The following is a 14729-nucleotide window of genomic DNA, read 5'->3' as shown; positions in this document are numbered from 1 at the left end:
TTACTACACAAATAACCTTTCAGTTACTTTTTCTTCAATCACATTAATATTGTAAAGTAACAGAAATGAGGTACCTATGAAAATATTGCTCAAACAAGCCATTGTGTATCCTATTACATCTCCCAAGTTTCAAGGTGATGTACTCGTTATAGGAGAACGAATTGCTGAGGTCAAACCTTCTATTCAGCCTACTCAAGATATGACCGTTATAGATGCGCGAGCTCTTCATCTCTTACCTGGATTTATTGATGTCCATACTCACCTTGGTCTCTATGATGAAGGCACTGGTTGGGCTGGAAATGACGCTAATGAAACCTCTGAAGTTTCAACACCACATATCCGTTCTTTAGACGGAATCCATCCTTTTGATATCGCATTTCAAGACGCTGTACAAAACGGGATCACAACTGTTCACGTTATGCCTGGGAGCCAAAATATTATCGGCGGTACTACTTGTGTAATAAAAACAGCTGGAACTTGTATTGATCATATGATTATTCAAGAACCTGCCGGCTTAAAGATTGCCTTTGGGGAAAATCCTAAAAAGGTCCATAGTAATGGAACGAAAGAGTCCATAACACGTATGGGGATTATGGGATTACTTCGGGAATCATTCTATGAAGCACAGCACTACGGGCATGAAGCTGATTTTCGAATGCTCCCTATTTTAAAAGCATTACGCCGCGAAATACCGGTACGTATCCACGCTCACCGTGCTGACGATATTAGTTCTGCTTTACGCTTTGCAACAGAATTCAATCTTGATTTACGTATTGAGCATTGTACAGAAGGACACTTTATTGTTGAAGAGCTTTCAAAACACAATTTAAAAGTTTCAGTTGGTCCCACTCTTACACGCCGGTCTAAAATCGAACTAAAAAACAAAACATGGGATACTTACCATATATTATCTAAAAATGGAGTAGAAGTTTCTATAACAACTGATCACCCTTATACACCAATTCAATATTTAAATGTTTGTGCTGCTGTCGCAGTAAGGGAAGGATTAGACGAGAAAACTGCATTGGAAGGAATCACTATATTTCCAGCGAGAAATTTGCGTTTAGAGGATAGAATTGGAAGCATTGAGGTTGGAAAAGACGCTGATCTCGTGTTATGGACACATCATCCTTTCCATTATTTAGCCAAGCCTGTACTAACTATGATTGACGGAAAAATAATTTACAAAAAAAATAAAAAAAACTAGTTTATTTTTTTGACTAGATAAAGTATTATACGATTATAAACTGAATGAAACCATAATCAATTTGTGTCGTGATTATCATTTTCAAATTGATGAATGGGGAAGGCAAATGGTGCGCCACCAGCGTTATAAACTGGTTCTAGTGGGTTCGATTCCCACCCCGAAATTTTTTAAAGATTGATATAAAAATTTCGAGGGTGGGGTGCTTTTTCGTCATGCTACCCTCGTGTGAGGAGGAGTTAGTGTGTTGAAAAAACGCGACTTACACGACAGCCACGTTCTATACGAGTTAATGGTGGATCCAGCTGTCTTCCCTTTTGTGCGTCAAAAGGCTTATTCTTATGAGGAATATTTATTTTTAACGAAACAAACCATTGAAGCCGAAGAGCGTGGAGAGTTAATTTCACGCACAATTTTAGATGAATGGGGTAACCCTATCGGAACAATTACTTTATTTGATGTGCAAGAAAAAGCTGGATTCCTTGGAACATGGCTTGGAAAACCATACCATGGCAAAGGCTATAATAAATTGGCGAAAGATTCATTTTTTAGCGAACTTTTCTATGAGTTAGATATTGAAACCATCTTTATGCGTATTCGCAAAATAAATATTCGTTCTATTAAAGCTGCCGAAAAACTACAATATGTGAATCTAGCAAATGAAACGAGAAAAGCCGTTTATGATGAAATTAACGTAAATGAAGAAGTATATAATCTATATGAAATTCCAAAAGATCAATATACACTTGCAACAATGCGTGATACAACATTCCAAGACGCCCACCACTTAAAAGAAGCGTAATCTAAATTTTTAGAAATAATAATTAATCATTAACCGTTTGGCATATATGTATATCACCCCATGTCTTTGGAAACGATAGATAGTGACTTTAGGACACGAGGTGATTTGTAATGGATAAAAAGAAACGTGACAAAGCGAAAAATACATTATCTAGTACACAAGAAGTTCTATACCAACGAGAATTTCGAAAAGCAGATCGTGCAGCGGGATATCGCTCAAAAAGTATTTAAAGTGAAAATGAATAATTAGAAGTTTTCCCCCCTAATTATTCATTTTCATTACATAATTTTCCCGACTGACAGAAATAACCTAAAAGAGTTCCCTTATACATAAGGGAACTCTTTTGTTGTGGACAACTTTATCCACAACATCGATATGATTGTGAATATTTTTCTAAAAACTTTGATATTTTTATATATTTTCGCACATATCAACTACTGGAATTGTGGATATTTTTCTAAAAATTGTGGACAATGTGGATATAGTTGTTAATATTCCGACTTTACCGTCTAATGAAAGCGCATCCCTTTGTGGATAAAGTGAAGGCTTTTACGGGAAGCTATCTCCCACCTAACGTCCTCGCATTCGCCCAATTTCAAGATGGGAGTCTTACTTCCCTCAAATAGCCGGATAAAGGAATCTTTACAATAAAAGGAACCCTCTTTAAACATATAAAAGAGGGTTACATATTAAGTAAATGATTCTGCAAGAGCAGGTGATTTCATAGGTATATGATTCGGCTCTGCATGATTTTCTTCCAAAATTGTATCCACGATATGACATGCCGGTTCAGGACGATAAATATTTTTCATTGCTTCTTTCATTTGGAGAAGCTTCATATCATCTTGTAATAACGCCTCTGTTTTTGCAAAAACCTCACTGTCATCACGGATTACAACTGCAGCTCCTTTTTTTTCAAAATACAACGCATTTTCATTTTCTTGTCCTGGGACAGGCTTATATAAAATGACAGGTACTTGTAATGCTGCTGCTTCGCTTAATGTAATACCACCTGGCTTCGTAATCATACAAGAAGTAACACGGAATAACTCATCAATGTTTTCAACATAACCAAATACTTTTAAAGCATCCGAATTTTGTTCCTGTAATCCTAATAAATCCTGTTTTAAAGCTTCATTTTTTCCGCAAACGACAACTACTTGTAAATTAGGTACGGCCATAAATGACTGGCATAGTTCTTTTACACTTCCTAGTACCCCATGAGCACCTGCTACAATTAGTAAAATCTTTTTATTCTTACATAACTGATACTTATTATATATAATGTCTTGATTTATCTTTAGCTCAAAACTATTGCGAATTGGAATTCCAGTTTCAACAATTTGTTCCGCAGGTACACCAATATCAACCATCACCTTTTTCACGTGATCAGTTGCTACAAAATAACGATCTACTTCACGATGAATCCATATTTTATGCACACAAAAATCCGTCAACACATTATAAACAGGGATTGAAATACCTGTTTGCTTTTTCAACTCAGGTACAGCTATGATTGGAAAGGTATTAATAACGATATCCGGTTTCTCCACTTGTAAAAGTGATTTCAAACGTTTCCTTCCAAAATTTGCGTACCAAGATGCTATTTTTTTATCATAAATTTTTTCTACCCCGTAATAAAACAAACGATATAATTCTTTTCCTATTGTATAACTTTTTAAATATAAATATTTTGTAATGTCAGTTATAAATGGATGTGATTCTCCAAACAAGTCGCATACAATTACATTTTCAATTCCTTTTTGGCGAAATGTTTGTTCTAATGTTTTCGCTACTTGCACATGACCATTACCGTAATGTGCAGTTAAAATTAAAACCTTGGGGTTTTTTATCAAACAAATCCACTCCTAGCTTTTTGTTTCTCCATATTGCATATACGACAATAGGAAAAACATTTTCCTTAAACATTACATACTTGGATTCCAATATTCCCCTGTTAGCTATGTACCTGTCGTGGATATGCAAAGCATATAAGATTGACCCCTTAATCCTATCCGTGCTCATATCTTTACATTATACTTTCCTATAAGAGCTTTCGCAATAACTTACAAATGTTCTCTATTCCATGATACTCACTCTTTTACTTCTTAATTCTTTTTACTATTTTGATTTCCCTTTACAATTATGTAAATTTCTCCACTTATTCCTTACAAAAATATGGATATTCTTTTTTCAGTATACTCTTTTCTATATATATACTCTAGGTTTTATTGTAAAGAAAGCAAAAAGTCTAATCCAATATTTGGATTAGACTGCTTTTAAAATATGTCTCGCTTGTTCTACATTTTTTTCCGTAGGTGGTTCTACATTTGCGAGTGGATATTTATGCCCAAGCGCCTCCCATTTATATACACCAAGCTTATGATATGGTAGCACTTCAACTTTCTGAACATTAGACAGACTTTGAATAAAGCTAGATAATTTTTGCAGATCCTCTTCATTATCAGTAACACCTGGAACTAATACATGTCGTACCCAAATCGGTTTATTCTTATCCGATAAATAACGAGCAAATTGTAAAATATGTTCATTTGATTTCCCTGTTAATTTACGATGTTTCTTTGAATCAATATGTTTCAAATCCAATAAAACTAAATCTGTATAATCCATTAATTTATCCAACTTTTGCTGGAATTCTGGCCCTTCAGAATAACAACCTCCAGAAGAATCAATTGTTGTATGAATTCCAACTTCCTTACATTTCTTAAATAATTCAATTAAGAAATCTAACTGTAATAATGGTTCTCCACCACTAACTGTTATACCGCCTCCAGAAGCTTCAATAAATGGAAGGTAACATGTCACATCCTGCATTACTTCTTCAACTGTTATTTCTTTTCCTTTACCGATCTCCCACGTATCAGCATTATGGCAATATTGACAACGTAATAAACACCCTTGTGTAAATATGACATAACGAATCCCTGGGCCATCAACAGTACCACAAGACTCTACAGAATGTATTCTTCCTTTTACCATGTTACTTCCTCCTTTATTGAAACAGCCTCCCTCCACTACATATTAAAAGCGGAGGGACACTTTTTTCACTTACATGCTTTCATGCATTGTACGGTTAATTACATCAATTTGTTGTTCACGAGTTAATTTAATAAAGTTAACAGCGTAACCAGATACACGAATTGTTAATTGTGGATATTTTTCAGGGTGCTCCATTGCATCCATTAATGTTTCACGATTAAATACGTTAATATTTAAGTGATGTCCTTCTTTTATTGCATAACCATCAAGCATAGATACTAAGTTGCGCACTTGTACATCATCTTCTTTACCAAGTGCTTTTGGAATAATAGAGAATGTATTGGAAATACCATCTTGTGCATCTTCATATGGTAATTTAGCTACAGATAATAGTGATGCTAATGCACCTTTTGTATCACGACCATGCATTGGGTTTGCGCCCGGTGCAAATGGTTCTCCAGTACGACGGCCATCTGGAGTATTACCAGTTTTCTTACCGTATACGACGTTAGATGTAATTGTTAAGATTGACATTGTATGAACAGAATTTCTGTATGTTTTATGCTTACGAAGTTTATTCATAAATGTTTTCACAAGATTTACTGCGATTTCATCTACACGATCATCGTTGTTACCGTATTTGGGGAAATCACCTTCAATTTCAAAGTCAACTGCAATACCATTTTCATCACGAATTGGTTTTACTTTTCCGTATTTAATTGCACTTAATGAGTCTGCTACTACAGATAATCCTGCGATACCTGTCGCCATTGTACGAAGAACATTTGTATCATGAAGCGCCATTTCAATACGCTCGTAGCTATATTTATCGTGCATATAGTGGATAACGTTTAATGTATTTAAATATAGACCTGCTAACCATTCCATTGTCATATCAAACTTATGCATAACTTCTTCATAATCTAATACTTCAGAAGTAATTGGTGCGTACTCAGGACCAACTTGAGCTTTAGATTTTTCATCTTTACCGCCGTTAATCGCATATAGTAATGCTTTCGCCAAGTTTGCACGTGCGCCGAAGAACTGCATTTGTTTACCGATTCTCATTGCAGATACACAACAAGCAATACCGTAGTCATCACCGTAGTCAGCACGCATAATGTCATCATTTTCATATTGAATTGCTGATGTTTTAATAGACATTTTTGCACAGTAGTTTTTAAAGTTCTCTGGTAATTGTTTAGACCAAAGAACTGTTAAGTTTGGTTCTGGAGCTGGTCCTAAATTATCTAATGTATGCAAGAAACGGAATGAGTTCTTTGTTACTAATGGACGACCATCTAAAGCCATACCACCGATAGATTCAGTTACCCAAGTTGGGTCACCAGAGAATAATTCATTATAATCAGGTGTTCTTGCGAATTTCACAAGACGTAATTTCATAATGAAGTGATCCACGATTTCTTGTACTTCTTCTTCTGTTAAAGTACCATTTTCTAAATCTCTTTCAATGTAAATATCTAAGAATGTAGAAGTACGTCCAAGACTCATTGCAGCTCCGTTTTGCTCTTTAATCGCTGCAAGATATGCGAAGTATAACCATTGGAAAGCTTCTTGTGTATTTGTTGCTGGTTTAGAAATATCAAAACCATGAGAAGAAGCCATTTGTTTTAATTCTTGAAGTGCACGCATTTGCTCAGATAACTCTTCGCGTAAACGCATTGTCTCTTCGCTCATTACACCACCAGTTAAATTAAAATCAGCTTTTTTCGCTTCAATTAAATGATCTATACCATATAGCGCTACTCGGCGGTAATCACCGATAATACGTCCACGTCCATATGCATCTGGAAGACCAGTAATAACACCTGATTTACGAGCCGCTTTCATTTCTGGTGTATATGCATCAAATACACCTTGATTATGAGTTTTACGCCAGTCTCTGAAAATCTTACTAAGTTCTTTATCCATTTCGTATCCATAAGATTCACAAGCTTGTTCCGCCATACGAATACCACCATATGGTTGTAATGAACGTTTAAATGGCTTATCAGTTTGGAAACCGACTACTTTTTCAATATCTTTATTTAAATATCCTGGTTCATGTGATGTAATAGAAGAAACAATTTTTGTATCCATATCAAGAACGCCACCGTTTTCACGTTCTTTTGTTGTTAAATCCATTACTTGATCCCAAAGTGTTTTCGTTGCTTCAGTTGCTCCCGCTAAGAAAGATTCGTCCCCTTCGAAAACGTTTACATTATTTAAAATGAAATCGCGAACATCAATCTCTGCTTTCCATTTTTCACCTTTAAAGTTTTCCCATGCGTTTTTTACATTTTCTAATATTTGAGTCATCCTAATCTCCTCCATTTTTGATTAGTACAGGAATAAGATTTTTTATATAACAGCTTACACACTTAGAATACTACTTTTTTGCGAAAGTGAACGAAATAGTTGTGACATGTTTGTGAAATATTGAGCAAACTACTGTATGCATAGTGTTAACTTCACTCAAAAGTCTTTATAATTAACCCTTTCTTTAATTGTATTTTTTTGGTATCCTTATATACGAGTCCTATTTTGTAATATAAGAACAATACCCATTGTAGAGCTGTAATACTCTTATCTCCTAATCTGTTATAGTTTTTATAACGGAACAAAAAAGTGTACATATGTTGTACACTTTTTTTGTTACCTATAAAACATCTCTTTTTCTATTTCCATCATAGAATCCACCCCGACTGCCCTTTAATGCAATTAATTGCTCTAATCCTTCGATATGATCACCAATAATTCGAAGTACAGCTGGAGGATGTCCTATTTTTGCAAAATGTTCACTGGGACGAATACGGTTCATTTTATCGACCTCAACACGACTGACACATGCAATTTCGAATCCTGAAAGAACAGCTTTCACTTGCGCTACACAAGGTGACAGTAAAGATCCATATCCTATTGCTTTCAAACACGTCTTACTAAATGCATTAGGTACGGCAATAAGAGAGCCTACTCCTAAATCTTTTCTATCACAAGCTAAATTTAACGCATATTTAAATGCAGTTACGAGATGAAGTGGTACTCTTAAATCTAAATAATGATTTAGATCATTTAATGCGACATCTTGCCCATCTGCAATAGCTTTTGCAAAAGGATATAGCTCACTAGCTGGAATAACAAAATCACCGTCTATAAATAACACAATCTCTCCTTTTGCAAAATAAGTTCCAAGCGAACGCCCCACATCGTTTCCGAGTGCTTCTTTATATATAATTGTTGTTGCTCCTTTTTCTTTTGCAATTGTTGCCGTTTTATCTGACGAACCATTTACAACAACGATGATTTCAAAAGGTTCAATTTTACGAAGCTCCTCTATAACGTTTCCAATTGTTTTCTCTTCATCTTGTACAGGAATAATTACCGATAATTGCTTTCCTTTATACAAATTAGATGTAACGCCCCATCCTTGATAAAAATCTTCAAAATTTAAAGTATGATAGACACTCTCTCTTTTCCGATTTCCATCATAATATCCTCCACGCTCATCGCTGCCTATTATCCGCTCCGCTACAGCTTCTATATGGTCACCTATCATTCGTTTTTCAGCTTGTGCAAGATCCGTGCCATATGCTGCATGCTCGAGTGGCCGAAATTTATTCGGCGTAATAACGTCAATTGCACAATGACGACTAATTTTCCATTTACTTTGTGCTAAGCGTAAATGAGCTACAATAGGATTAACAAAACATTCATATCCAATACTTTGAACGACTTCTTTCGTCAACGCATGAGGTACAGATAATAAAGAATCAATTTTTAATTCTTCGCGCTCTAACATTGCATTTAATATTTGGCGCCATACTGTAACGGAATGTGGTTTTTGTTTTTTTAAAAATAATGCATCCAAATTATTTAAAACGATGTCAGCCTGATCATGTAAAATCGGATTAAGAAATAATTGCAATTTTGAAGTTTGAATAGCGAAATCTCCATCTATAAACAGTAATACATCACCTATCGCATGTTTTGCACCAACTGCGCGGCCAACGTCGTTACCAAGTGACTCTTTATTCTGAATTACTCTACATCCTAAACTCTCAGCAACCCCTTCTGTACCATCATTACAACCATTAGCTACTACAATAATCTCTACTGGATTGAATGGCTTTACCGATTGAATCACGTCTGAAATCGTATCCACTTCATTACATACGGGAATAATAACCGATAATGACTTAGCCATTGTTTTCTTCACGAAACCATTTAATAGTTTCTTTCAATCCTTGTTCCCACGTTATTGTCGCTTGAAATTGAACAAGTTCTCTTAATTTTGTTACGTCTGGTCTTCTATTTGGAATTTCCTCAAAACCATGTGGATATACTTTTTCAAAAGGAACTTGTACAATTTTTGAAGAAGAATTTGTTAGTTTTTTGATTACTTCTGCTACTTCTTTAATATTTTTTTCATTCTCAGAACCTATATTAATAATCTCACCATTTACATTCTCATCCATTGCTCGAATCGTTGCCTCTACTGCATCACTTACGTACGTAAAGCAACGTGTCTGCTTTCCATCGCCATATACGAGAATGTCTTCACCTTGCAAAGCCGCACGGATAAATCGTGGGATTACCCCTGCATACGGACCATCTTTCGCTCTTGGACCATAAATATTAAAATAACGAACAATCGTTACCGGTAAACCTTCTAATGCGTATCCTAAACATAATGTCTCTTCTAACGTTTTACAAACTGCATAACTCCAGCGTATTTTAGAAGTTGCCCCGTATAATCGATCTCCTTCTTCAGAGAAAGGTGGCTTGCCCTTACCATATACTTCTGAAGTAGACGCAAAGACTACTTTTTTCTTGCCTTTTAATGCTGCTTGTAAAATGTTTCTCGTTCCATCAAAATTTGTTTCAATGAGTTCTATACTTTTTTCCATTGTCGTTTTAACACCTAATATTGCTGCCAAATGGAATACTACATCGTGTTGATTTACTAATTCATCGATTGCCTTTTTGTCTAAAACACTGATTGGAATAACTGGAATCTCTTTCATTAACTCATTATGATATTTATTTTTCCCTTTATAGAAGTTATCCACAATTGTGACTCCATAACCTCTTTTCACCAATTCTTCAGCTAGATGTGATCCAATAAATCCTGCTCCACCTGTAATTAAACATTTCTTACTCATGCACTCACCTTCTTTATAATTCCACGTGTATCGATTACTCGCTTTATTCTTTTAAAAAGCTCCCAATCGATATTAGAGTGATCAGTTAAAATTAATATACAATCTGCTTGTTTAACCTTTTGTTCATCCAAGGAAACAGATTGATACACCCTATCTCCAATTTCCGCAGAAGAAATATATGGATCATGGTATTCTATCTCGTATCCTTCTTTTATTAGTAATTGAATAATTGGCAATGCTGGTGATTCTCTCAAATCATTTACATCTTTCTTATACGCAATCCCTACAATTAAAACCGTTGCGGGTGATTGCACCATGCCTTTTACCTTTCCGACTATTTTCTCTGGCATTTCTTCATTAATTACATGTGCCGCCTCAATTAATTGACTAATAGCCCCATTTTTCTTTATTCTCCATTGAAAATATAAAGGATCTACAGGAATACAATGTCCTCCTATTCCTGGTCCTGGCCAATACGGAGTAAATCCAAACGGTTTTGTAGATGCAGCTTCAAGCGCCTCATAAAAATTAATATTCAAACTTTCACATAGCATATTTAACTCATTTACTAACGAAATGTTAACTAAGCGCTGAATATTTTCAAATAGCTTACACATCTCCGCTACTTTTGGAGAACTAACAGGAACAACTACATCGAAGATAGTGCTATACAAATCCTGTACCTTTTGTTTACATTGTTCTGTTTGTCCACTAATAACCTTTGGAATCGATTGAACTGAATAGTGACTATTTGCCGGATCAATTCTCTCCGGTGAATAACCAATATAATAATCCACTCCTACCTTTTTACCAGTTCGAGAAATAATAGGAATGATAACTTCCTCAAGTGTACCTGGATATGTGGAGCTTTCAAAAATGAAGGTTTGTCCTTTTTGAAGGTTTTGTTGTATATAATGCGAAGCTGAAATGAGAGCACTTAAATCCGGTTCTCTTTGCTCATTAATTGGAGTCGGGACAGTAACAATAACATAATCACTCTTTTGGAACTCAGTAACACCTTTATCTGGTGTATTTACTAGTAAGCTTTTTTTAGTTAATAAACTTTGTAACTCTTTAGAAGAAACATCTGGAATATAACTTTCTCCTTTTATAATCGATTCTATTTTCCTAGTATCTTTATCTAGTCCAAGTACTGTATATCCTCTTTCTGCGAAATGGACCGCTAAAGGAAGACCAACATACCCTAATCCAATAATAGCTACTTTACTACTAGCATTCATCTGTATTCTTTTCTTCCTTTCTCAATTGTTGAATAATATCTCTATCCCGTTCTCCATCTGTAAAACTCCCGCGTTCGTCTGTATATTGTAATAGATAAGCAATCGCCTCAAGTTGATCACCGAAAATACGGTCAAATGCTGGAATACGTCCATTAACAAATCCATGTTGCTCTGGGCGTACTCGATTTGTTTTTATAACATCTACAAATTGTACTGCTGTAATAGAGAATCCCTCCAAAATAGCTTTCATTTGAGCTAATGGCGGGATAATGAGAGAGTCATATCCAATTTTATCTATTACCTTCTTATGCATAGCATGTGGCACTGCCGTTAGTGAGTTATTCCATAAATCTGGTCGTTTCGCTACTAAATTTACAAAGTATTTTCCCATACTAATTGGATCCGCGGGATGAAACATATCTAATAAACATTGCAAATCATTTAATGCCATATCACTCCCATCTTCAATAGCATGCAAAAAGGGAGTTAGTTTTTTTGCCGGAATAGCAAAATCACCATCAACAAATAAACAAATATCAGCTGTAGCATGGATGGCTCCTATCGCTCGCGCTACATTATGTCCAAGCGCCTCCCCGAATTCAACAACAATAACATTCTCTAGCTGTGCCTGTTTAATAGTCTCGATATCCGCTCCATTCGCAACAACAATAATTTCATCTACTCCTGCTTTTTTCACTTCTTGTATAACAGATTTTATAGTCATCTTTTCTTCTGACACTGGTATAATCGCACTATATTTCGCTTTTTCCTTCTTTAATACAGCTGGTTTATATTTCCCTATAAACTCTCTATCTCTGTTTCCCTCCGAAAAACCACCGCGTTTACCATATATTTCAATTACATATTGCAAAGCACGTAAATGATCACCCATAATACGACTAGTCGCTTTCGGATAAGGAGAACCAGGTGATGTTCCCGTATGCACAGGACGAACCTTATTTGTATGAATTACATCGACCGAAGCCATATCGACAATATCTACTCCTCTAGACATCGCCATCGCTTGAAATAATGCTGGATCTGCTAAATTCCACCACCCAAGTTTCTCAATAACTTCCCTACTCATCGCATGTGGAATTGCGATTAAAGATCCAACAACAAGCTCCTTTTTATTCAAATAGCGATTCAACATGAATTTTCCAACTGTCGTATAATGTGGTCTCATCTTTAAATAAACCGACCATGTTAAATTATTCACAACAATTTGGTGCCCCTGCCGAATCCCTTTCACGAAACTTTGTAACTCTTTACTCTCAATAACGATGTCACCATCTAAAAACAAGACAATTTCACCTTTTGCTTCTCTTGCTCCAATTGCCCGTCCCACATCATTGCCAAGAGAATGTTTATAATAAATCACATGACAATGATGTTGTATTGCTATTTCTTTCGTCCCATCTGTCGATCCATTATCTACTACGATAATTTCATACGGCTTCAGCTTCTCCACTTCTACTAAAACTTGAGATAACGTACTTGCTTCATTATGCGCCGGAATAACAACTGATACTCTCATACTTGTATCACGCTTACCCTTCCAAGCGAACATAGGCAATAATAGGAGTACGCACAATTACATCTTCCGGTGGTCCATAGGAAGGAGAAGTACGAACACTTACTGCCCCGTCTGTCACAGATAAAAGAATGCCTGCAACAATTTCTACAGCTGTCACAACTTGCACTAACTCACCAACATGGTTACGCAGTTCATCAGTAAATAACATATATAACTCTCCTTTCTTACACTTCTTTAATTGATATAATACTTGTAAATGGTAATAAAACTTCAGTTCCTATTCCTTCTTGCAGTGTTAAGAAATCGTCGCCAACTGCTACAATAACACCTGTTAACTGCCCAACCGTCACAGTAATTTCGACGTTTTTACCTAAATATTGCTTTGCAATTTCTTTAAACGGTGATGTATTACATTCTTTTAAAATGTTACAAATAATCGATTGAAATTGACTTGATTTAATAAATTCTTCTGTAGCTTGCTTAGAATTTCTTTGAATAAATCTCGCAAAGTTTTGCGAAAATAAAAGTCGTTCCACAGCAGGCAGTAACTTGTCATCTAAAAAATAACCTAATTGTCTATTAAACAGTCGGGATAATTTATGCCAATATTTTCTGAACAGACACATACACTTCTCCTCCTATTTATTTTTAAAATATAAAAAATACATTCATACATCTTAATGTATACAAAGCAGGCTTTTTATGTGATAGGTAAGACATACATTTTTCAAAGAAACAAGAATTTTTAACTAAATAAAAAAGATAGACGGTATCCCATCTATCTTTATAAGTATTTTAATTTTTAATTGTAACAATGGCAGCTGTACTGTAATAAACCGCTCGTGGTAATTCTGCCTGTTCACTGATAGAAGCTGTAACAAGAGAACCACCGCTTGCCGAAAAATACTTAACAGCTTCTAACGGAATACCATCTTCTTTCACATCAATATGCGTGCCATCTCGCCAGTCTATTTTCTGCATTGTTGCTGAAAGGTCCCCAGTCACTTTACCAAATTCTTTACCATCCACCCCTAAAAAGATCCATTCCCATTTTGTTAAACTTAGTACTTGTTTCAACTCCCCAATTTTCTTTCCATCCATATTCGAAAAAATATAAAAGTTGCGTACTCCCATATTCTTTTGAACACGCAACAATCTTTCTCCTGAGTGATTATATAAATAAAATTGTTGCTTATGTAGTCCCTTAAAAAGAAAAGAGAGTACAGCTTGCCATACACTTTGAATAACAAAATCATACTCTTCTTTTAAAAAACCTACTGTATTTCCTTCTAATCCAAAGTACGTTATTACTTGAAATATCCCTACCTCTTTCCGAACAACAAATTTTTGTTGCTCAAGTAATTCAGAAGTCTCTATATTATAATTTTCCTGTTTAAGTATTTTTGATCTTCGTTTTTCTATAAAGCTATATATTAATAATCCAAATACTGGTAGTACAATACCTATTAATTGCAGATTGTCTTTCTCTGAAGTGAATAGCATCCCTTTTTTATATTCCATCACTAATCCAATTGCAACGATAATCCATACAATGACAGATACAAAAAAAATACGTTTCGCATTACGTGCGTGATGCTTATGTATACTCATATCCCGTCCCCTTTTCCATTTATCCCGCTATTTGCCGGGCAGTAAGACCCACACTTCAAAATTCGGCGAAAGCAAAGAAGTTAGGTGGGTGATCGACTGCCCGTAAAAGCCCGATTGGTGAAGGCTAATAATCAGTGGGGGATGAAGAAAACCCCCACTGATTAAAGTTTCA

General features: G+C 35.4%; 13 protein-coding genes and 1 pseudogene. 3 read left to right on the top strand and 11 right to left on the bottom strand.

Annotated features, from left to right (window positions below; translation table 11 throughout):
- The first annotated feature begins 76 nt into the window (after positions 1–76).
- The 3 genes from JDS92_RS21240 to JDS92_RS21230 all read left to right on the top strand — a co-directional run bounded on the left by JDS92_RS21240 (position 77) and on the right by JDS92_RS21230 (position 2236).
- Positions 77–1207 (top strand): amidohydrolase, encoded by a 1131-nt coding sequence (locus tag JDS92_RS21240; RefSeq protein WP_000698290.1) that lies wholly within the window; start codon positions 77–79, stop codon positions 1205–1207.
- A 241-nt stretch (positions 1208–1448) separates the two neighbouring features.
- On the top strand, positions 1449–2006 hold the full coding sequence (locus JDS92_RS21235; protein WP_000914740.1) for a GNAT family N-acetyltransferase: 558 nt from the start codon (positions 1449–1451) through the stop codon (positions 2004–2006).
- 110 nt (positions 2007–2116) lie between these two features.
- The gene (locus JDS92_RS21230; protein ID WP_000358484.1) at positions 2117–2236 is read left to right on the top strand and encodes a YfhE family protein; all 120 of its coding nucleotides are present in this window, start codon (positions 2117–2119) and stop codon (positions 2234–2236) included.
- Between the two features lie 459 nt (positions 2237–2695).
- On the opposite strand, the gene JDS92_RS21225 is transcribed toward JDS92_RS21230, so the two are convergent.
- The 11 genes and pseudogenes from JDS92_RS21225 to JDS92_RS21180 all read right to left on the bottom strand — a co-directional run bounded on the left by JDS92_RS21225 (position 2696) and on the right by JDS92_RS21180 (position 14557).
- Positions 2696–3862 (bottom strand): diglucosyl diacylglycerol synthase, encoded by a 1167-nt coding sequence (locus JDS92_RS21225; protein ID WP_000594698.1) that lies wholly within the window; start codon positions 3860–3862, stop codon positions 2696–2698.
- A gap of 412 nt (positions 3863–4274) precedes the next feature.
- Positions 4275–5006, bottom strand: coding sequence for a pyruvate formate-lyase-activating protein (gene pflA, locus JDS92_RS21220; RefSeq protein ID WP_098711278.1), 732 nt, complete (start codon positions 5004–5006; stop codon positions 4275–4277).
- A gap of 69 nt (positions 5007–5075) precedes the next feature.
- Positions 5076–7325, bottom strand: a complete 2250-nt coding sequence (pflB, locus tag JDS92_RS21215; RefSeq protein ID WP_000192129.1) for a formate C-acetyltransferase — start codon at positions 7323–7325, stop codon at positions 5076–5078.
- Between the two features lie 152 nt (positions 7326–7477).
- Positions 7478–7697: pseudogene (locus tag JDS92_RS31000) on the bottom strand (hypothetical protein).
- Positions 7666–9210 (bottom strand): glycosyltransferase family 2 protein, encoded by a 1545-nt coding sequence (locus JDS92_RS21210; protein ID WP_106081026.1) that lies wholly within the window; start codon positions 9208–9210, stop codon positions 7666–7668. Before JDS92_RS21210 ends, JDS92_RS31000 begins: the two are co-directional and overlap by 32 nt.
- Positions 9203–10168 (bottom strand): NAD-dependent epimerase/dehydratase family protein, encoded by a 966-nt coding sequence (locus JDS92_RS21205; protein ID WP_000037046.1) that lies wholly within the window; start codon positions 10166–10168, stop codon positions 9203–9205. The genes JDS92_RS21210 and JDS92_RS21205 overlap by 8 nt, the downstream gene beginning before the upstream one ends.
- A complete protein-coding gene (locus JDS92_RS21200) occupies positions 10165–11409 on the bottom strand; it encodes a nucleotide sugar dehydrogenase (protein ID WP_097957047.1) in 1245 nt (414 codons plus the stop codon). Before JDS92_RS21200 ends, JDS92_RS21205 begins: the two co-directional genes overlap by 4 nt.
- Positions 11399–12946, bottom strand: coding sequence for a glycosyltransferase family 2 protein (locus tag JDS92_RS21195; protein WP_098711284.1), 1548 nt, complete (start codon positions 12944–12946; stop codon positions 11399–11401). Before JDS92_RS21195 ends, JDS92_RS21200 begins: the two co-directional genes overlap by 11 nt.
- A gap of 13 nt (positions 12947–12959) precedes the next feature.
- Positions 12960–13154, bottom strand: a complete 195-nt coding sequence (locus JDS92_RS21190) for a hypothetical protein (RefSeq protein ID WP_000899471.1) — start codon at positions 13152–13154, stop codon at positions 12960–12962.
- Positions 13155–13170: 16 nt separating this feature from the next.
- On the bottom strand, positions 13171–13572 hold the full coding sequence (locus tag JDS92_RS21185; RefSeq protein WP_000335538.1) for an LSm family protein: 402 nt from the start codon (positions 13570–13572) through the stop codon (positions 13171–13173).
- 169 nt (positions 13573–13741) lie between these two features.
- Positions 13742–14557, bottom strand: a complete 816-nt coding sequence (locus JDS92_RS21180) for a sugar ABC transporter ATP-binding protein (RefSeq protein WP_097957049.1) — start codon at positions 14555–14557, stop codon at positions 13742–13744.
- Positions 14558–14729 lie beyond the last annotated feature (172 nt).

Source organism: Bacillus cereus group sp. N12, assembly GCF_016483575.1.
Taxonomy (GTDB): domain Bacteria; phylum Bacillota; class Bacilli; order Bacillales; family Bacillaceae_G; genus Bacillus_A; species Bacillus_A toyonensis.
Note: the sequence above shows the minus strand (reverse complement) of the source record. Positions and strands in the feature narration are given on the sequence as shown.